Origin of the sequence: Microbacterium laevaniformans (assembly GCF_016907555.1) — a bacterium.
GTDB lineage: Bacteria > Actinomycetota > Actinomycetes > Actinomycetales > Microbacteriaceae > Microbacterium > Microbacterium laevaniformans.
Genome location: NZ_JAFBCE010000001.1, coordinates 36,139 through 55,442 on the forward strand (window position 1 = coordinate 36,139; position 19,304 = coordinate 55,442).

Below are 19,304 nucleotides of genomic sequence, written 5' to 3' on the forward strand. Positions count from 1 at the left end.
CGGGCGGGGGCCGCGCCGAAACGCCGATCCGGCGCAGCCTGCCGCATCCGCTACCTTAGGTAAGGCAATCCTTACTCAAAGATCGTAGGAGGTCCCGTGCGCGGTTCCGTCTCGTCGCGTCCATCCGCCGCCGCGGCTCTGCTGCTCGTCGCCGCCCTGCTCACGGGGTGCGCGGCCGTCGCCACTCCCGCCGACACCGAGGCGAGTGCGCCGCGCGCGCCGCTGACCGAACTGACGCCGCTGGCCGATCCGCGCAGCCATGTCGGTCCGTCGACCGCGACCCTCACCGACGCGCGGATCCTGCCGGTGGCCGAGAGCCCCACCCCGAGCCTGCCCGTCACCGTCACGTCGCACGACCTGTCCGGCGACGTGCCCGTGACGGTGACGGACGTCTCCCGCATCATCGCGATGGACCTGTCCGGGTCGCTCGCCGCGACCGTTGCGGGCCTCGGCTTCGCGGGCGGGCTCGTCGGACGCGACATCTCCACGACCTTCCCCGAGGCGCGCGAGCTGCCCCTCGTCACCGCCGGCGGACACTCCGTCAACGCCGAAGCCGTCATCGCGCTCGCCCCGACCCTCGTCATCGCCGACGGCAGCATCGGACCCGCCGACGTCGTCCAGCAGCTGCGCGACGTCGGCATCACGGTCGTCTTCGTCGAACGCTCGACGTCGTTCGCCGGTGCCGTCGCGCAGGCTCGGCAGGTCGCGCAGGCACTCGGCGTGCCCGAGACCGGTGAGCTGCTGGCCACGCGCATCCAGGACGACGTCCAGCGGGTGACGGCGGAGGTCGCACGGCTCGCGCCGGCCGCGGCATCCGACCGCGTGCGCATGGCGTTCGTCTACCTGCGCGGGTCCGCCGGTATCTACTACCTGTTCGGCAAGGAGTCGGGCGCCGACGACCTCATCGCGGCGCTGGGCGGCGTGGATGTCGCCGGGGAGCTGGGATGGCGCGGCATGCAGCCGCTCACCGACGAGGCGATGGTCGCCGCCGACCCCGACCTCATCCTGGTGATGACCGACGGCCTCGCCTCCGTCGGCGGCGTCGACGGCCTGCTCGCCGCGAAGCCGGCCATCGCCCTCACGGCCGCCGGCCAGCACCGCCGTTTCGTCGACATGGCGGACGGGCAGATCCTCTCGTTCGGGCCCCGTTCGGCCGACGTGATCGACGCCCTCGCGCGCGCCGTCTACGCTCCGGATGCCGCGCCCTCCACCTCCGGGACGAGCCCGGCGCCCGCGCCGTGAGGGCCGCTGCGCCACCCCTCGTGAGGGCCGCCGTCGCGACGGCCTTGTCCCCGGGGCGCCGGGCCGTGGTCGGGATCGTCACCGGGACCCTGCTGGTGGCCGGGGTGATCCTCTCCGCCGGGAGCGGTCAGCTGCCCATCGGTCCGGCCGAGGTCGTCGGCTCGCTGCTGCGCGCCGTCGGCGTTCCGAACGGGTGGGCACCGACGGTCGCCCTCGTCGAGCAGACCCTGTGGCAGATCCGATTCCCCCGGGTCGTGATGTCCGTGCTCGTCGGTGCGCTCCTCGCCGTCGCCGGCGCGATCATGCAGGCGATCTTCGCCAACCCCCTGGCCGAACCCGGGGTCGTGGGCGTGTCGTCGGGAGCCGCCGTCGGTGCGGCGCTCGCGATCACCCTCGGGCTGAGCACGTTCGGCGGATGGACGACCGCGGCGCTCGCCTTCCTCGGCGGGCTCGCGGCGACCCTCAACGTCTACGCGACCGCGCGATCGCAGGGGCGCACGGAGGCGGTCACGCTGATCCTCACCGGCATCGCGGTCAACGCGTTCACGGGCGCGGCGCTCGCGGTGATGATGTTCCTCGGCAACACGGCGTCGCGGGAGCAGATCGTGTTCTGGCAGCTCGGATCGATGAACGGGTCGCGGTGGCCCGAGGTGGCGCTCGTCGCACTGATCGGCCTCTTCGCCACGGCCATCGCTCTCTCGCTCGCCCGGCCGCTCGACCTCCTCGCGCTCGGCGACCGCACGGCCGCGCACCTCGGCGTGCGCGTGGAGCGGCTGCGGGTCGTCAGCATCGTGCTCGTCGCGCTGCTGACCGGTGGCGCGGTGGCGTTCATCGGGATCATCGCGTTCGTGGGTCTCGTCGTCCCGCACGTCATGCGCATGCTGCTCGGCCCGTCCAACCGTGCGCTGCTGCCCGCATCGCTCCTCGGCGGCGCGGTCGTGCTCGTCTACGCCGACCTGCTCGCGCGCACGGTGATCCCTTCGGCCGATCTTCCGATCGGCATCCTCACCTCGCTCGTCGGCGGCCCGTTCTTCTACGCGCTGCTGCGGCGCAACCGGCGCCGGTCGGGAGGATGGGCGTGAGCGGCGTCGCGTACGCGCTGGAGGGGGTCGGTCGCCGGGTCGGCGCACACGAGCTGCTCGCCGGAGTCGGTCTGGAGATCGTCTACGGTCGCGTGCTCGCGCTGGTCGGACCGAACGGCGCGGGCAAGTCCACGCTGCTGAGCGTGCTGACGGGGGATGCCGCGGCATCCGCCGGCAGCGTCCTGCTCGACGGGCGGCCGCTCGCCGCGTGGCGCACCCGTGAGCTGGCCCGCACGAGAGCCGTGCTGCTGCAGGCTCAGCACGTCGCGTTCTCGTTCACGGCCCGCGAGGTGGTGGAGATGGGGCGCGCGCCGTGGACCGGCACGGAGCGGGCGGATGCCGATGAGGAGCGGATCGCGGCGGCGATGGCGCGTGCCGACGTGACGCACCTCGCCGATCGCGCCTACCCCTCGCTGTCGGGCGGTGAGCGCGCCCGGGTGGGTCTGGCGCGGGTGCTCGCGCAGGACACGCGGATCGTGCTGCTCGATGAGCCCACGGCGGCGCTCGACCTGCGCCATCAGGAGGACGTGCTGCGCATCGCACGCGATCTCGCCGCCGCGGGACGGGCGGTCGTCGTGGTGCTGCACGACCTGTCGCTGGCGGGAGCCTACGCGGACGAGGTCGCCATGCTCGACGGGGGCCGTCTGGTCGCCTCCGGCGCCCCCGAGCGAGTGCTCACCGCGGCGCGGGTGGAGGACGTGTACGGGACGCCGGTGCGGGTGCTGGCCGACCCCGACACGGGGCGACCTCTCGTACTCCCGCGCCGCGGGTCGTGACGCGGCCCGCTCCCCGCGCGCTTCCCGGTCGTTGAGCGAGGCGCCGGGCGCCGAGTCGAAACGCCCCGGCGCCCGGCGTGCTCAGGCCTCGGGGGTGCGCCGGCGCTGCGCCTTCGACGGTCGGATCGCCGGCACGTCGCCGACGATCGGCACCGGCGTCCGGTACAGGTGCACGCCGTAGCGCGCGACCAGACCGATGAGCACCATCAGCTTGTTGCGCGGACCGAGCAGGCTCGTGATGTGGACGAAGAGCCACGTCAGCCAGCCGAACGAGCCGGTGAGGGCGACCGTCTTGCGCAGGAGCGGAATCTTCGAGAGGAAGCGCAGACGGTGCAGCCCGGGAAGGTTGGCGATGCCGGGCAGCTCGCCGATGGCGGCGCGACGGCCGATGATCGCCAGCTGTCCCTTGTCGTAGTACGAGAACGGCTGCGTCGGCTGTCCCGCGATGAGCCGCACGATCTGGCGGGCGACGTGCTCGCCGCCCTGGATCGCCGGCTGCGCCAGCTGGGGAAGGTCCTGCGGCGCGATCGCGACGTCGCCGGCCGCGAAGACCCCGGGCAGCCCCACGACCTGCAGATCCTCGCCGACGCGAATGCGGTCGCCCTTGTCGAGCGGCAGGCTCCAGTCGCGCACCTCCTCGTGGGGTGCGACGCCCGTCGCCCAGACGGTGAGATCGGACGGCAGCACGGTGCCGTCCGAGAGCACGACGGCATCCGGTCGCACCTCGTCGACGCCGGCGCCCAGGCGCAGCTCGACGTCGCGGCGCCGCAGCTGCGCCGCCGCGTAGTCGCGCAGCTTCGGCAGGAAGGGCTTCAGGATTTCGCTGCGCTGCACGAGCGTGATGCGGAACGCGTCGCCGTCGAGCTCGGGGTAGGCCGGCTCCAGGCCTTGGTCGCGCAGCTCGGCGAGGGCGCCGGCCATCTCGATGCCGGTGGGTCCTCCACCGATCACCACGACCGACAGTCCCTTGGTGCGCCCGTCCCGCACGGCCGCTCGCTCGAGCCGGGTGAACAGTGCGTCGCGGATGGCGATCGCCTGCGAGCGGGAGTACACCGCGAACGAGTTCTCCTTCGCCCCGGGCGTGCCGTGATACGCGGTCGTGACGCCGTTGGCCACGAGCAGGTAGTTGTACGACACCTCCTGACCATCGAGCAGGCGCACCGTGCGAGCCTCGGGATCGATCTCCATGAGGTGCTCGTGCACGACGTCGAGGTTGGGCTGGCGTACCCGCAGACTGCGGAGGAAGTGGGTGACGTCGCCGGGGTTCAGACCGCCCGTGGCGACCTGGTACAGCAGCGGCTGGAAGGTGTTGTAGACGCGGCGATCGATGAGCGTCACCCGCACGTCGGCGTGCCGGAGGGCTCGCGCGGCGCTGATCCCGGCGAAACCGCCACCGACGATGACCACGTGCGGCCGAGGGTCGTGCGTCATGTTCGTCGAGCCGTCGGAAGCCTGCGATGCGGATGCCGTCATAGCCGCAGATTACCGCGACCGCGTGAACCGCCCCTGTCGCACCCCGATGTTTGACACGGTGGGACAATGGGTGCATGAGCTCCTCCGCCGCGCACCGCATCGAGACCGCGCAGGTGCGCCGCAGCCCGCGGTACACGGTTTTCCTGCTGGCGGGCGCGTTTGTCGGCATCCTGGCCGCTCTCGTGCTCACGTTCGCCTTCGGCGGTGACAACGAGAGTGCGAGCACGGGGGTCTCGTACTCGACGACGCAGGTCTTCGGGTTCATCTGCCTGTTCGCGATCCCGATCGGCGTCGCCGTCGGCGGCGTGGTCGCGCTCGTTCTCGACCGCTCGCTGGCACGTCGTGCCCACGAGGTGCGCGTCGAGCGCGAGGTCATCACGATCGACGACGCGGAGTAACCCCCCGGCGCTCGACCGCGCCGCGGACGCCGTCAGGCGATGTCGGCGATGATCGGCGCGACCGCGGCGTCGAAGGCGGCGATGTCGCCGCGCAGGCCGTCGGTGACCGCGATCGTGAGCGCCCCGATCCACCAGACGCCGCGCTGCGTGAACGGCAGCACCTGGACGTTGAGCTCGAACGAGTGCGCCCGCCGCCCCACGACGCGCTCGTGCTCGGCGATCGCACTGGCGTAGGCGCGGTATGACGCTCCCGCACCCAGACGCGACCGGTAGTGCTGATGCTCGGCGCGGGCGTAGGCCACGGCATCCGTCCCGTGTGGGGCGATCGCATCGGCGAGCTCGTCGAAGCCCTCGACGGGAAGTGCGACCACCGTCTCGAAGCCGTCGATGAGTTCGAGCGGGACGGGGGAGGGGTTGGCCTGCGGTTCGACCGTCAGATCCCAGTACGCGCGCCACTGCCGCTCGATCGCGGAGCGGTCGTCGTACTCGCTGATCGGTGCGCTGCGCGGAGGAATGCCCCGCAGGTGCGGCAGCTCCTCCGGAAAGCGGATGCCGAGCACCTGGCGCAGATAGAGCGCGACGAGCACCGGAAGCGTGGCGTCCTCGCGGACGATCCACTCCGGTGCTTCCGCGGCTGCCATGTCGCCATCCTAGGGACAGCGCTCGGCGCGGCGACAGGGTGCGATCGGCTCCTCTGCGCCCACGGTCCGCGCGTCCCGCCCCTGCCGGTAGGCTGTTCGCGTGGCAGAAGCCCCACAGAATCCCTATTCCGAAGCCGGCGTCGACACCGCGGCGGGAGATCTCGCCGTCGAACTGATGAAGTCGGCTGTCCGTCGCACCCACGGGCCCGAGGTGCTGGGCGGTGTCGGCGGGTTCGCCGGCCTGTTCGACGCCTCGGCGCTGCAGTCCTACGAGAAGCCCCTGCTGGCCACCTCGACCGACGGCGTGGGCACCAAGGTCGCGATCGCGCAGGCGATCGACAAGCACGACACGATCGGCCAGGACCTGGTCGGCATGGTGGTCGACGACATCGTGGTGGTGGGCGCGAAGCCCCTGTTCCTGACGGACTACATCGCGTGCGGCAAGGTCTTCCCCGAGCGCATCGCCGACATCGTCCGCGGCATCGCCTCCGGCTGCGAGCAGACCGGCACGGCGCTCGTCGGCGGCGAGACCGCAGAGCACCCGGGCCTGCTCGGCGTCAACGACTACGACGTCGCCGGAGCGGCCACCGGCGTCGTGGATGCCGGCGACGTGCTCGGCGCCGACCGCGTGCGCGCCGGCGACGTCGTGCTGGCCCTGGCCTCCAGCGGAGCGCACTCGAACGGCTACTCGCTCATCCGTCACATCGTCGCGGGCAAGGGCATCAGCTACGGCGCCCCGGCCGCCGACTTCGGTCGCACGTGGGGCGAGGAGCTCCTCGAGCCCACGCGCCTGTACACGCTGCCGCTGCTGAACGTGCTCACTGCGCTGCCCGGCGCCGTGCACGCGCTCAGCCACGTGACCGGTGGCGGTATCGCCGCGAACCTCGCTCGCGTGCTGCCGCCCCAGGCGTGGGTCGAGGTCGACCGTTCGACGTGGTCGCCCAGCCCCGTGTTCCGCGTGCTCGCCGATCTCGGCGGGCTGCGTCTGGAAGACACCGAGGGCACGTGGAACCTCGGCATCGGTTTCGTCGCCGTCGTCGCGCCCGACAAGGCGGATGCCGCGGCATCCCTCCTGTCGGACGCCGGTATCGCGACCTGGCAGGTGGGCGTCGTCGAGGAGGGCGCGCGTCCCGAGGGCCATTTCGAGCAGGGCGCCAAGGGCGTGGACGGCGGCGCGGTGCGCCTCGTCGGCGCGTATTCATCAGCCGTCTAGGTTCATCGGCTGCCGAGGCTGATCACCGTCTCGGCGCAGAAACGGATTGAGCAACACCACATGTGCGGAATCGTCGGCGTTGTCGGACAGGGCCCGGTCAATCAGGACATCTACGACTCGCTGCTGCTGCTGCAGCATCGCGGTCAGGACTCGACGGGCATCGCGACGGCCGAGACCAGCGGCGTCTTCCATCTGTTCAAGGCCAAGGGTCAGGTGCGCGAGGCGTTTCGCACCCGCGACATGCGCGCCCTCCTGGGCAACATCGGCCTCGGTCACGTCCGCTACGCCACGAAGGGCACCGCGTCGAGCGAGGAAGAGGCCCAGCCCTTCTACGTCAACGCGCCCTACGGCATCGTGCTGGTGCACAACGGCAACCTCACCAACACGCGTGAGCTGACCCAGGAGCTCTTCAGCAAAGACCGCCGCCACCTCAACACGAGCTCCGATACCGAGCTGCTCGTCAACGTGCTCGCCAACGAGCTGCAGTCCTCCATCTCCGGCCTCGAACTCGACCCGGCGCAGGTGTTCCAGGCGGTCACCCGGGTGCACGAGCGCGTGGAAGGGTCGTACGCGACCATCGCGCTGATCGCCGGCTACGGCCTGCTCGCGTTCCGCGACCCCTTCGGCATCCGTCCCCTCATCCTCGGCACGCGCCCGGCGGTGGATGCCGAGGGCAACGCCACCGGTCGGTACGAGTGGATCGTCGCCTCCGAGTCGCTGGTGCTGGAGAACGGCGGCTTCGAGGTCGTCCGTGACGTCGAGCCCGGCGAGGCCGTCTTCATCGACGTGGAGGGGCGCCTGCACACCCAGCAGTGCGCGACGAACCCGCAGCTGGTCCCGTGCTCGTTCGAATACGTCTACCTGGCGCGACCGGACTCGATCATGAACGGCATCTCGGTGTACGAGGCGCGCCTGCGGATGGGTGAGCGCCTCGCCGACACGATCGCCAAGTACACCCCCGCTGGCACGATCGACGTCGTCATGCCCATCCCCGACAGCTCGCGCCCGGCGGCCATGCAGGTGGCGCGCAAGCTCGGCATCGAGTACCGCGAGGGCTTCTACAAGAACCGCTACGTCGGTCGCACGTTCATCATGCCCGGCCAGGCGGTGCGCAAGAAGAGCGTGCGTCAGAAGCTCAACGCGATGTCGAGCGAGTTCAAGGGCAAGAACGTGCTGCTCATCGACGACTCGATCGTGCGCGGGACGACCTCCAAGGAGATCATCCAGATGGCCCGGGATGCCGGCGCCAAGACGGTGACGTTCGCCTCGGCCGCCCCGCCCGTGCGCTTCCCGCACGTCTACGGCATCAACATGCCCTCGCGTCACGAGCTCGTCGCGCACGGCCGCACGATCCCGGAGATCGCCGAAGAGCTCGGTGCGGACTACATGGTCTATCAGGAGATCGACGACCTCAAGGCCGCGATCCTCGAAGGTTCGCCCGACGTCGACGACCTCGACATGAGCTGCTTCGACGGGCGCTACATCACCGGCACCGTGTCGGAGGAGTACCTCGCCTGGGTCGAAGGCACGCAGGAGAGCTGACCCGGGACTTTCCCCCGTCCTGCCCCGGCGCCGATACGGTAGTCCAACACCTTCGCCCGTCCGCGACAGCTCGATGAGAGTGAGTGCAGCGATGAACAACCGATCCGGTGAACCCGCGACTCGTGCTCAGAGACTGGCCCGCGGCCTCACGAAGGCGCTCGGTGCCGTGGCGGACGTCGTCGGAAGGCTCGCCCGAGCCCTCTCCGGCCGGTACTGACCGTCGGCCGCGCGCGCGGCGTTTCGACTCGGCGCCGTGCGCCTCGCTCAACGAGCGGTGGCGCTGCCCCCGGTCATTGAGCGGCGGTGGTGCTGGCCCCGGTCGTTGAGTGGCGGTGGTGCTGGCCCCGGTCGTTGAGCGAGCGGAGCGAGTCGAAACGTGCTGCGCCCCGCGCCCTAGGGTGGATCGGGTGACCGATCCCCGCCCCCGCTCCCTCTGGCGGGGACGGCTCCTCGCGCTCGTCGGCGTCGTGCTCGTCGCGTTCTCCCTGCGTTCGGCCGTCGCCGCGCTGTCGCCGATCATCTCGGAGGTGCAGGCCGACTTCGCCGTGCCGACATGGGTGGCCGGTCTCATCGGCACCGCGCCACCGGTCTGCTTCGCCGTCTTCGGCATCGTGACCCCGATCCTCGAGCGCCGGTTCGGGCTGGAACGGCTGGCGGCGGCATCCATGCTCATCGTCACCTCCGCCCTCATCGCGCGTTCCCTCGCGGGGGATGCGGCCACGCTGCTGCTGGCGACGACGGTTCTGTTCGCCGCCGTGGGCGTGGGCAACGTCGTCCTGCCGCCGCTGATCAAGACGTACTTCCCCGATCGCGTGGGCACGATGACCGCGCTGTACTCCGCTCTTCTCGCGATGGCCGCGTTCGTGCCGCCGCTGGTGGCGGTGCCGGTCGCGGATGCCGCGGGCTGGCGGTTCTCGCTGGGCATGTGGGCAATCCTCGCGCTTCTGGCGGTCGTGCCCTGGGTGACGCTGGTGGCGCGCGCGAACGTCGCCCGCGCGCAGGCGCCCGTCACCGTGGATCTCGACGCCCCCGCGCCCGGGGTGTTGGGACGTCTGCCTCGGCTGGCGCTCGCGTGGGCGCTGGCCGGGACATTCGGCATCTCCGCGGCGAGCGTCTACGCGTGCTTCGCCTGGCTGCCGGTCGTTCTCGTCGACATCGCCGGCGTCTCGCACGCCGAGGCCGGCGCGCTGCTGTCACTGTTCGGTGCGATGGGCTTGCCGTGGTCGATCATCGTGCCGATCCTGATCACCCGGTCGCGTCGGGTCGGCGTCGTGTACGCCGCCGCTCTGATCGCGGGGCTGACGGGGGTGGCCGGAATGCTGATCGCGCCCGCCGCGGCCACGATCCTCTGGGTCGTGCTGCTCGGTACCCCTCAGGCGTTGTTCCCGGCGGTACTGGTGCTCATCCAGCTGCGCTCGCGCACGCACGAGGGCTCCGTAGCGCTCAGCGGCTTCGCGCAGAGCGTCGGCTACGGCATCGCCGCGCTGTTCCCGCTCATGTTCGCCGTCGTCCACGAGCTGACCGGACAGTGGCAACCGGTGCTCATCGTCTTCGGCTTGCTGTTTCTCGCGACGATCCCCACCGGCCTGATCGTGACGAGACCGCGCACGATCGAGGACGAGTGGGAACACCGTCACGGAACGTGGTGAGCGCCTCTCAGCGCGCGAGCGAGTCCCGACGCGTCAGGCTGTCTCCAGCTCGTCCTCGTCGTCGGCATACTGATCGGCCCACTTGTCGACGTACGGGTCTTCCTCGTGGTGTCCGAGCTCCTTTTCGAGCGCGGAGTAGTTCACGTTATAGGTGTCGTACTTCAGCTCGCGAGCGATTTTGGTGTGCTTCGCTTTCTGACGGCCACGCCCCATGCGAGACCCCCTCATTTCTGAGTCACGGACGATGCGGGTTTCCCGCATTTCGTCCGGCGCATTCACGATGCGATTGACGATCCGGCTTCCTGCCGGGAAGAGTAGCATTCAGAATAACACGGTGCCCCCGGCGCCTCGCGGTGCGGGGGAGGACGGGGAGTGTCGCATGGCCGAGACAGACGAGAGCGCGGTTCCTCAGCGAGCGGTGATCGTGGGCGCGATTCCCGATCAGCCGACGCGCGTCCTGAAGGAAGCCGCCCGCTACGCGAAGCTGTTCTCGGCACCGCTGATCGTCGCGCACGTCGACGTCACACGCTTCGTCACGTACGAGGACCCCGACGGCTACATGCACACCGCGCCGATCGACATCGACCTCGCCATCGGGGAGGCGCAACTGAGTGCGGTCACCAGCGCCGCGGCATCCGTCCTCGACGGCTCGGGCGTCGACTGGAGCGTCACCCAGCTCGTCGGCGACCCGGCTCTGGCGATCAAGCACCTCTCCGAGAAGGCGCAGGCGCGCCTGATCGTCGTCGGCACGCGCCGTCGCGGGTTCGGCGAGTCGGTGCGCGAGTTCTTCACGGGGTCGGTCGCCGCTCGTCTCGCCCACCGCCAGTCACGACCGATCCTCGTCGTCCCCCTGGAAGACCCGGTGGACGACGACGAGGACCTCTGGCCCCCGTCCTAACCCCGCCGCTCTGCATCGCCCCTCTGCCTCTCCCCGCGAGCCACTACGAACTCGCCGAGCCGCCATCCTTTGACGCGCCGGAACGTGGCGGCTCGGCGGAATGGTGGCGGCTCGGCGGGGACAGGGGGTGGGGGCGGGGTCAGCGGAGCGTGCGCGTGAGGGAGGCGAGGGCCTCATCCAGCGCGCGCGACAGGTCGTCGACGGCGTCGGCCGCGAGCCGTCCGCCGTGCGCCAGATGGGTGCGCAGATCCGCCCGCACGGTGCCGCGGAACTCGGCGACGATCGCCTCGGCCCGCCTCATCTGCTCGCGCGACGACGCCCGCGCCTCGTCCCACCCCGACGCGGATGCCGAGGCGCGTGCGTCGTCGCGGTCACGCTCGGCGTTGTCGCGCTCGGACTGCGCCGAGGCGGCCAGGTCGGCGCGCAGGCTCTTCATCGCCTCCCGGACGCTGCCGCGAACCTCGTCGGCGATCAGGCGCACGCTGTCGGCGAGTCCGGCCTCGATCCCCTCGAGCTCGTGGGCGCGAGCGGCCACCTCGGCGCGTCCCGCCTCGGTGATCGCGTAGACGGTCTTGCGGCCGTCGACGGTCTTGGTGACCAGACCCTCCTCCTCGAGCTTCGACAGCCGCGGATAGATGGTGCCGGCGCTCGGCGTGTAGGTGCCGCCGGTGCGATCCGACAGCGCCTGCATCAGGTCGTAGCCGTGACGCGGTGACTCGTCGAGGAGGTTCAGCAGGTAGAGGCGCAGGTCGCCGTGAGAGAAGACGGGAGGCATGCTCAGTTCTCCTCTGCGGTCGCGGGTGCCGCGGCATCCGGAGCCGCCGGCGAACGGCGCAGCACCGTGACATCGCCCGACACCGAGTTCGCGCGCACATCGGCGAAACTGCCGCTGAGCTCTCCGACGGAGTCGACGTAGTTCGACGGCCCGGAGGTCGAGCGCTTGACGCCGTCGACCATGAGACGGCCGCTGACGCTGCGCAGCACGAAGTTCGCCGGGTGGCCTTCGTCGAGACGGACGGTGGCGTCACCCGACACCGTGTTGAGGCTCACGAGATCGACCCGATCGGTCGAGTCGACGAGCATGCCGCCCGACACCGTGTCGATCGTGGCCTTGCGGATGCTGCCGGTGGCTGCCACATCACCCGAGACCGAGTTGGCGCTGAGCGCGCCGTCCAGGCCGCGGATCTGCACGTCGCCCGAGACGGCGTTGACCGAGAGATCGCCGGCGAGGCCGTCGACGATGATGTCGCCGGAGACGGTGTTCAGGCGCGCGCCAGAGGTGAGCCCCGACACGAGCGCACTCGCGGAGACGACGCCGAGGTTCAGCAGGATGCCGCGGGGAACCGCCACGCTGATCTCCGCCTTGGGCCCGCCGGCGCCGAAGTTGCGGAACACCTCGAGGAAGTTGTCCCAGCGCAGCTGCGGGTGATCGATCTCCACCACGTCGCCGGAGGCCTCGATGCGGAGGTCTTTGATGGTGACGGCATGCACTTCGATGCGGACGCCGGGCTCGTCGTGCGCGACGACGTCGATCTGGCCGCCGACGAGGCCCACCTTCAGCTTGCGGATGTCTTCGAGGTCGATCACCCGGGTCTCGCCCGGCTTGATGAGCCACTTCTCCAGAGTCATGGTGTTCTCCTGACACGAGGCGATTCGAGATATATCGCGTTGATGCGAGAGTAACACGATATATCTCGACTTGCCAGCGCGTTCGTCCGATCGGTTGGTTCGTCGGTCCCTTGTTGACGCTGACGGGCAGCATCGCCGACAACAAGGGACGGACGACGCGAGCGACTCGTGGTCCGCAACGCAGACGCGCCGGCCCACCGTGAGGTGAGCCGGCGCGTTGTCCGGTCGAGCGGCGTCGCTACGCGCGACCGCCGCGAACGAGTCGCAGCAGGAACGCGATGATCGCGATCACGGCGACGATCAGGGCGACCCACAGCAGCCAGTTCAGGGCGGCGTTCATGCCACCGACGATGGCGAGCACGATCGCGACGACGATGATGATGATCAGAGCGAGATTCATGTGATTGCTCCATTCTCGGGGGACTCCATGACCCCCTGAAACTAGTCCCGTTCCGCGGGGGAGTCACCCCCCTTGCCGCGGCCTTCGCACCTGCGGTAGGGCGGGTATATGCCACAGAACAGCACACCTCCTTCGCTGAAGGATCCCGAGCTCTACGAGGAGCTGCGCAAGGACGGCGCATCGAAGCAGAAGGCGGCGCGCATCTCCAACGCCGCCGCGCGGGACGGCCGGACGGCCGTCGGGCGACGGGGTGGCGAGTCCGGCTCGTACGAGGACTGTGGCCGAGTTGCGCGCTCGCGCGAAGGAACTCGGCATCCGCGGGTACTCCGGTGCGCGCAAGGCGCAGCTCATCGACATGCTTCGAGACTCCTGACGTGCCGCGCCTGCGCCGCGTCCGCCCCGGACGCGACCTCGGCTACCGGCGCCTGCGCTCCGGTTCGGGATTCCGCTACGTGGATGCCGACGGCGCCGCCCTCCCTGCCGCGGAGCGCGAACGCGTGGCCGCGCTCGTCATCCCCCCGGCGTGGAACGACGTGTGGATCTGCGCCGCCGCGAACGGCCACATCCAGGCCACCGGCGTGGATGAGGCCGGACGGATGCAGTACCTCTACCACCCGGACTGGTCGACGACGCGCGACAAGGGCAAGTACGCGCGGGCGCTGCAGCTGGCCGAGTGCCTGCCGCGCGCCCGCGGACGCATCACCGCGTCGCTGCGCCGCGACGACCTCGACCGCGAGCGGGTGCTCGCGACCGCGTTTCGCCTGCTCGACCAGGCCGCGCCGCGCGTGGGCAGCGAGCGCTACTTCACGGCGCACGGCAGCCGCGGTCTCACGACGCTGCAGCGGAGGGATGCCGCGGTCAGCGGCACCGTCACGAGCCTGCGCTTTCCGGGCAAGAGCGGCAAGCGGCAGAGTCTCGACGTGGACGACGAAGACCTCGCCGTCGTCGTCGAGATGCTCGCCGCGGGTCGACCGGCCGCGCCGCTCCTGGCGTACGTGCGCGGACGGCGTCGGGTGCCGCTCACGCCGAAGGACGTGAACGTGTACGTCCGGACGATGACCGGCGGCAGCTTCACCGCGAAGGATTTCCGCACGCTGCGCGGCACCATCCTCGCGGCCGACGCTCTCGCGCGCATCGGGATCACCGCCACCAAGAGCGACCGCAAACGTGCCGAGATCCTGGCCGTCAAAGCGGCGGCCGCAGCCCTCGGCAACACGCCGACAGTGGCCAAGAGCTCGTACATCGATCCCCGCGTGTTCGCGCGGTATCGACGCGGTGAACTGCTGGACACGACGGTTTCGCCGGAATCGGCGATCCGTGCGCTGCTGGGTCCGTGAAGCGACGCTAGTCTGCGGACGTGACGCCTCCTCGCTGGTTCTCGCCGGTCGCCCTCGCGCTGGTGATCCTGGGCGGCATGATCGGCGTCGCGATCCGCGCGGCCGTGGTGGTGCCCCTGGGGGCGGTGAACCCGCATCCGCTGGTCGTGCCGGCCATCACGCTCGTCATCAACCTTCTGGGTTCGCTGCTGCTGGGCATCATCGTGGGCTGGTTCGCCGATCGGCATCCGCGCGCCCGCCTCTTCCTCGGCACGGGAGTCATGGGCGGGTTCACGACGTACAGCGCGTTCGCCGTGCAGACCCTCTCGACCTCGAGCGCGTCGCCCTACATCGGCATCATCCTCGTCGTGGTCTCTGTGTTCGGCGGCGTCTTCGCGGCCGTGGTGGGACTGGCGGCCGGGCGGCGCATCGCCGACCGTCCCGGCGAGGTCGAGCGCCCGGAGGATGCCGAGTGAACCTCTTCGAGATGGCAGCGCTCGTCGTCGGCGGAGGACTGGGCGCCGGTGCCCGCTACCTGGTGGATGCCGCGATCATGCGCGGGCGATCCGGCGCGTTTCCGCTCGGCATCCTTCTCGTGAACGTCCTCGGGTCGTTCCTGCTGGGTCTGGTCACCGGTCTCGGACCGAACGTCTCGCCGGCGTGGGCCAGCATTCTCGGAGTGGGCGTGCTGGGCGGGTTCACGACGTTCAGCACCGTGTCCACCGAGACGGCTCTGCTGGCCGAGCGCGGACGCCGTGACTGGGCGTGGGTCAACCTCATCGGCACGCTCGTGCTCGCCCTCATCGCTGCCGCTGCCGGCCTCGTCATCGGCGAGCTCTTCCCGCGCTGAGCGCCCGCTGAGCGGCGGCACCCGTGGTGCCGCCCGTTCGGATTGTCGGGTTATCCCCCGGCTCCCGCCGCCGCCCGCCGCCGGTCCGCGTGCGAGAATGAGGCGGATACACGCGTGTATCGAACGCTTCGTCCGCGCCCGTCCGACAGCAAGGGTTTTCCGTGTCGCATCTCGCCGTCCTGAGCTTGAAGAACCGGGCGCTCATCGCCCTGATCACGATCGTCGCGGCGATCTTCGGCGGCCTCGCCCTCACGAGCCTCAAGCAGGAGCTCATCCCCTCGGTCGAGTTCCCGCAGCTGTCGATCCTGTCGACGTATCCCGGTGCGTCGCCCGATGTGGTCAACAACGACGTGTCGACGCCCATCGAGACGTCGATCCAGGGCATTCCCGGCCTCGAGTCGACCACGGCGACGAGCACGACGAACGCCTCGATCATCCAGGCGTCCTTCACCTACGGCACCGACCTGGCGACCGCGGAGCAGAAGATCCTGCAGGCGATCAACCGCATCAAGTCGACGCTGCCCACCGGCGTCGAACCCAATGTGGTCTCCTTCTCGATCGACGACCTGCCCGTCATCGCGCTCGCCGTCACCGGCTACAGCGACGAGAAGACGATCCAGGCGCAGCTGCAGGCCACGACGATCCCCGATCTCGAAGACGTCAAGGGCGTCAGCGCCGCCACGATCGTCGGCGGCCAGGGCCAGCGGGTCACGATCACCCCGGACCAGGCGAAGCTCGCCGCCGCCGGCTTCACCCAGAACGCACTCACCGACGCCCTCAAGCAGAACGGTGTGCTCTTTCCCGGCGGCACGGTCACCGAGGGCGACCAGACCCTCACGGTGCAAACCGGCAGCAAGCTCACCTCGGTCGATCAGATCTCGGCCCTGCCGCTCGTGCCCACCTCGGCGGCCCAGTTCGAGGGGGCGGCCAAGAACGGTCCGCTGAAGATCGGCGACGTGGCCACCGTGGCGCTCGCGCAAGACCCCGTGACCTCGATCTCGCGCGTGAACGGCGAGCCCGCGCTCACCATCTCCATCACGAAGCTCCCCTCCGCCAACACCGTCGACGTCAGCCGCGCCGTCACCGCCCTCCTGCCGAAGCTGCAGAGCGACATCGGCGGTGATGCCCACTTCAGCGTCGTCTTCGACCAGGCGCCCTACATCGAGCAGTCGATCGAGTCGCTGGCACAGGAGGGTCTGCTGGGCCTCGTCTTCGCGGTGCTCGTGATCCTCGTCTTCCTGCTGTCGGTGCGCTCGACGCTCGTGACCGCGATCTCCATCCCGACGAGCGTCCTCATCACCTTCGTCGGCATCCAGGCCTTCGGCTACTCGCTGAACATCCTGACGCTGGGCGCCCTCACGATCGCGATCGGCCGCGTCGTCGACGACTCCATCGTGGTCATCGAGAACATCAAACGCCACTACGTCGAAGGCGCCGACAAGCTCTCGTCGATCCTGCTCGCCGTCCGTGAGGTCGCCGCCGCGATCACGGCCTCGACGATCACCACCGTCGCGGTGTTCCTGCCGATCGCGTTCGTGGGCGACGTGACCGGCGAGCTGTTCCGGCCGTTCGCGATGACGGTGACGATCGCGATGGCGGCGTCGCTGTTCGTCGCGCTGACGATCGTTCCCGTGCTCGCCTACTGGTTCCTGCGCCCCGGAAAGCCCGTGCGCGATGCCGAGGGCGACCCGATCGACCCGGAAGACCCCGCCGCGCCCCCGTCCAGGCTGCAGCGTGCCTACCTGCCGATCCTCGGCTGGACGCTGAAGCACTCGTGGGTGACGCTGCTGGTCGCCGTCCTGGTGCTCGGCGGCACGATCGCCGCAGCGCCGTTCATGAAGACGAACTTCCTCGGCGACAGCGGACAGAACACGTTCACCATCACCCAGCAGGTCGGACAGGCCCCCAGCCTCGACGCCGAGGATGCCGCCGCGAAGAAGGTCGAGACCGCGCTGAAGGGCGTGGCCGGCATCACCACGGTGCAGACCTCGATCGGATCGAGCGGTTCGGCCGTGCGCGATGCGTTCCGCGGCGGCAGCACCGGCATCACCTACTCGGTGACCACCGACACGTCGGCCGATCAGGTGACCGTGCGCAATGACGTGGAGCAGGCGCTCGCCGACCTCACCGATGTCGGCACCGTCACCGTCTCGTCCGGCCAGGGCGGATTCGGCTCCAGCAACGTGCAGGTCGACGTGACGGCGCCGTCGGCCGACGCGCTGCAGACCGCGACCGACGCGGTCATCACCGGTCTGCAGGGCAAGAACGGCATCGGCCAGGTCACCTCGAACCTCTCGGCATCCCTCCCCTTCGTCGCCGTCACGGTCGACCGCGCCAAGGCCGCGCAGCTGGGGCTGTCGGAGGTCGCCGTCGGCGGACTCGTCTCGAACACGATGCAGCCGCGCCAGATCGGATCGGTCGAGATCGACGGCACGTCGCTCACCGTCTACCTGCAGTCGTCGTCGGTGCCGAAGACGATCGACGAGCTCAAGGGACTGCAGATCGCCTCGGCGAACGGGCTCGTCCGCCTCGATCAGGTCGCGACCGTCGAGCAGAGCAAGGGCCCGACCTCCATCACGACGCAGCGCGGTCAGCGCACCGCGACGGTGACGGTGACCCCGTCGACGGACGACCTGAACACCGCCTCGGCGAGCGTGCGCACGGCATTGGCCGGGCTCGAGCTGCCGACCGGCGCGGCCGCGAAGGTCGGCGGTGTGGTCACGCAGCAGTCCGATGCGTTCGGTCAGCTGGGCCTCGCGATGCTCGCCGCCATCCTCATCGTCTACATCGTGATGGTCGCAACGTTCAAGTCGCTGCGCCAGCCGCTTCTGCTGCTGGTGTCGGTGCCGTTCGCGGCGACCGGAGCGATCCTGTTGCAGATCGCGACCGGTGTGCCGCTCGGGGTCGCCTCGCTGATCGGCGTGCTGATGCTGATCGGCATCGTCGTCACGAATGCGATCGTTCTCGTCGACCTCGTCAATCAGTACCGCGAGAAGGGGCTCAGCACCCATGACGCGACCGTCGCGGGCGGCTCGCGACGACTGCGCCCGATCCTGATGACGGCGCTGGCGACGATCTTCGCCCTCACGCCGATGGCGCTCGGCATCACCGGCCACGGCGGTTTCATCTCGCAGCCCCTCGCGATCGTCGTGATCGGCGGGCTGGTCTCCTCGACCGTGCTGACGCTGCTCGTGCTGCCGACGCTCTACAACCTCGTCGAGGGTGCACGCGAGCGTCGGGCTGCGCGGCGCGCGAGCGAAGGCGGTGGCCGCAAGGCGGCTGCGGATGCCGATGCAGACCCCGTCGCCCCGGCATCCGGTGCCGCCGCGCTGCACCCGCGCCGCGACCTGCGAGGCAAGTAGTCAGCTGCGCGGATCGGGCTGATCGGCGACGACCATGAAGCGGATGAAGACGGCGAGCCAGTCGAAGATCAGCGCGAACACGATGATCTCGAAGGCCGTCAGCCCGAAGTAGCCCGTGGCGGACAGTGCGATCCAGATGACGAGCCCGGCGAGGAACGCCCACGACGCGAGGAAGTAGGCGCGCGGCATCCGCCGCACGATCCACGGGCCGCCGACGATCATCCGTGAGGCGGAGAGGTAGCTCAGCCAGCCCGACAGCCCCGTCGCCGTCGCGGCCAGCACCGTCGTCCAGAACGCGGTGAGCTCGACGTCGATGAAGGCCCGCGAGAGCACCGCGAACAGGGCGACCGTCCCGACCATGGCGAGGGCGCCGTGCGCGATGATGACGGATGCCGTCGACACCACGTAGCGCCAGCTCGCGATCCTGCGCCGCCACTCCTGGCCGTCGGTCGTGCGGGCGCGCCAGTATCCGAGCGCGGAGCTGACGGCCGCCGCCAGGCCTGCCCCGGCGGCGGCCCAGCCGGCGATGCTCGCATCGCCCCAGAGGCGCACACCGACGCCGAGCGGCCCGATGATGAGCCCGACGACGCCGCCAAGAACGGCGGCGATCGCCGCGGCGAGGAGGGCCTCCGCCTCGACGCGCAACGACGGCGCCGGGGCGCGATCGGCCTCGGCCTCGGCCGGAAGTCGGGCGGGTTCGGCTGCGGTCATGGCGTCAGTGCAGGGGCCCGCCGACGAGGCGTCGCGGGAGGCGACCGGCGCTCTCACAGGTGGACCGAGTACAGTGGTGCGGTCGGCTCTGGACACCGCGCTGCGGCGCGGGTGGGTTTGTG

Annotated in this window: 19 protein-coding genes and 1 pseudogene; 13 read left to right on the forward strand and 7 right to left on the reverse strand. The window is 70.3% G+C overall.

Annotated features, from left to right (window positions below; all coding sequences use genetic code 11):
* The first annotated feature begins 96 nt into the window (after positions 1–96).
* From JOE53_RS00155 to JOE53_RS00165, 3 genes are read left to right on the forward strand one after another with little or no spacing between them, the layout of a single operon-like run.
* Positions 97–1,242 (forward strand): heme/hemin ABC transporter substrate-binding protein, encoded by a 1,146-nt coding sequence (locus JOE53_RS00155; RefSeq protein ID WP_204946405.1) that lies wholly within the window; start codon positions 97–99, stop codon positions 1,240–1,242.
* Positions 1,239–2,324 carry a FecCD family ABC transporter permease gene (locus tag JOE53_RS00160; protein WP_204946406.1) on the forward strand — a complete coding sequence of 362 codons (1,086 nt, stop codon included), beginning with the start codon at positions 1,239–1,241 and terminating at the stop codon, positions 2,322–2,324. The genes JOE53_RS00155 and JOE53_RS00160 overlap by 4 nt, the downstream gene beginning before the upstream one ends.
* Positions 2,321–3,100 (forward strand): heme ABC transporter ATP-binding protein, encoded by a 780-nt coding sequence (locus tag JOE53_RS00165; protein ID WP_005054356.1) that lies wholly within the window; start codon positions 2,321–2,323, stop codon positions 3,098–3,100. The genes JOE53_RS00160 and JOE53_RS00165 overlap by 4 nt, the downstream gene beginning before the upstream one ends.
* An 81-nt stretch (positions 3,101–3,181) precedes the next feature.
* Here JOE53_RS00165 and JOE53_RS00170 read toward each other — a convergent pair whose 3' ends face one another.
* Complete coding sequence (locus tag JOE53_RS00170; RefSeq protein ID WP_204948141.1) at positions 3,182–4,507, reverse strand: NAD(P)/FAD-dependent oxidoreductase; 1,326 nt, start codon at positions 4,505–4,507, stop codon at positions 3,182–3,184.
* Positions 4,508–4,647: 140 nt separating this feature from the next.
* Between JOE53_RS00170 and JOE53_RS00175 the strand changes: the two genes are divergently transcribed.
* Positions 4,648–4,971, forward strand: a complete 324-nt coding sequence (locus JOE53_RS00175) for a potassium transporter Trk (protein WP_204946407.1) — start codon at positions 4,648–4,650, stop codon at positions 4,969–4,971.
* Positions 4,972–5,003: 32 nt separating this feature from the next.
* Here the strand turns inward: JOE53_RS00175 and JOE53_RS00180 are convergent, their stop codons facing one another.
* Positions 5,004–5,612 (reverse strand): zinc-binding alcohol dehydrogenase, encoded by a 609-nt coding sequence (locus tag JOE53_RS00180; RefSeq protein WP_204946408.1) that lies wholly within the window; start codon positions 5,610–5,612, stop codon positions 5,004–5,006.
* A gap of 100 nt (positions 5,613–5,712) precedes the next feature.
* Here JOE53_RS00180 and purM point away from each other — a divergent pair, with 100 nt between their 5' ends.
* The 3 genes from purM (at position 5,713) to JOE53_RS00195 (ending at position 10,016) form a co-directional block, all read left to right on the forward strand.
* A complete protein-coding gene (gene purM, locus JOE53_RS00185; protein WP_204946409.1) occupies positions 5,713–6,825 on the forward strand; it encodes a phosphoribosylformylglycinamidine cyclo-ligase in 1,113 nt (370 codons plus the stop codon).
* A gap of 60 nt (positions 6,826–6,885) precedes the next feature.
* On the forward strand, positions 6,886–8,367 hold the full coding sequence (purF, locus tag JOE53_RS00190) for an amidophosphoribosyltransferase (protein ID WP_204946410.1): 1,482 nt from the start codon (positions 6,886–6,888) through the stop codon (positions 8,365–8,367).
* A gap of 407 nt (positions 8,368–8,774) precedes the next feature.
* Positions 8,775–10,016 carry an MFS transporter gene (locus tag JOE53_RS00195; protein ID WP_061681109.1) on the forward strand — a complete coding sequence of 414 codons (1,242 nt, stop codon included), beginning with the start codon at positions 8,775–8,777 and terminating at the stop codon, positions 10,014–10,016.
* A gap of 33 nt (positions 10,017–10,049) precedes the next feature.
* Here the strand turns inward: JOE53_RS00195 and JOE53_RS00200 are convergent, their stop codons facing one another.
* Positions 10,050–10,229, reverse strand: coding sequence for a DUF3073 domain-containing protein (locus JOE53_RS00200; protein WP_005054410.1), 180 nt, complete (start codon positions 10,227–10,229; stop codon positions 10,050–10,052).
* A 166-nt stretch (positions 10,230–10,395) separates the two neighbouring features.
* On the opposite strand from JOE53_RS00200, the gene JOE53_RS00205 reads away from it, so the two are divergent.
* Positions 10,396–10,914 (forward strand): universal stress protein, encoded by a 519-nt coding sequence (locus JOE53_RS00205; RefSeq protein ID WP_016463753.1) that lies wholly within the window; start codon positions 10,396–10,398, stop codon positions 10,912–10,914.
* A 139-nt stretch (positions 10,915–11,053) separates the two neighbouring features.
* On the opposite strand, the gene JOE53_RS00210 is transcribed toward JOE53_RS00205, so the two are convergent.
* The 3 genes from JOE53_RS00210 to JOE53_RS00220 form a co-directional block, all read right to left on the reverse strand.
* Positions 11,054–11,689: a PadR family transcriptional regulator gene (locus JOE53_RS00210; protein ID WP_204946411.1), complete on the reverse strand. Its 636-nt coding sequence runs from the start codon at positions 11,687–11,689 to the stop codon at positions 11,054–11,056.
* A 2-nt stretch (positions 11,690–11,691) separates the two neighbouring features.
* Positions 11,692–12,543 carry a DUF4097 family beta strand repeat-containing protein gene (locus JOE53_RS00215; RefSeq protein WP_204946412.1) on the reverse strand — a complete coding sequence of 284 codons (852 nt, stop codon included), beginning with the start codon at positions 12,541–12,543 and terminating at the stop codon, positions 11,692–11,694.
* A 238-nt stretch (positions 12,544–12,781) separates the two neighbouring features.
* Positions 12,782–12,943 (reverse strand): hypothetical protein, encoded by a 162-nt coding sequence (locus JOE53_RS00220; RefSeq protein WP_005054418.1) that lies wholly within the window; start codon positions 12,941–12,943, stop codon positions 12,782–12,784.
* A gap of 108 nt (positions 12,944–13,051) precedes the next feature.
* Here JOE53_RS00220 and JOE53_RS00225 point away from each other — a divergent pair.
* From JOE53_RS00225 to JOE53_RS00245, 5 genes and pseudogenes are all read left to right on the forward strand, one after another.
* Positions 13,052–13,316: pseudogene (locus JOE53_RS00225) on the forward strand (DUF7218 family protein).
* A gap of 1 nt (position 13,317) precedes the next feature.
* On the forward strand, positions 13,318–14,280 hold the full coding sequence (locus tag JOE53_RS00230; RefSeq protein WP_204946413.1) for a DNA topoisomerase IB: 963 nt from the start codon (positions 13,318–13,320) through the stop codon (positions 14,278–14,280).
* Positions 14,281–14,300: 20 nt separating this feature from the next.
* Positions 14,301–14,735, forward strand: coding sequence for a fluoride efflux transporter FluC (locus JOE53_RS00235; protein WP_271170981.1), 435 nt, complete (start codon positions 14,301–14,303; stop codon positions 14,733–14,735).
* On the forward strand, positions 14,732–15,109 hold the full coding sequence (gene crcB, locus JOE53_RS00240; protein ID WP_204946414.1) for a fluoride efflux transporter CrcB: 378 nt from the start codon (positions 14,732–14,734) through the stop codon (positions 15,107–15,109). Before JOE53_RS00235 ends, crcB begins: the two co-directional genes overlap by 4 nt.
* 161 nt (positions 15,110–15,270) lie before the next feature.
* A complete protein-coding gene (locus JOE53_RS00245) occupies positions 15,271–18,471 on the forward strand; it encodes an efflux RND transporter permease subunit (RefSeq protein WP_204946415.1) in 3,201 nt (1,066 codons plus the stop codon).
* Here the strand turns inward: JOE53_RS00245 and JOE53_RS00250 are convergent, their stop codons facing one another.
* Positions 18,472–19,182, reverse strand: coding sequence for a hypothetical protein (locus tag JOE53_RS00250; protein ID WP_204946416.1), 711 nt, complete (start codon positions 19,180–19,182; stop codon positions 18,472–18,474).
* Between the last annotated feature and the right edge of the window lie 122 nt (positions 19,183–19,304).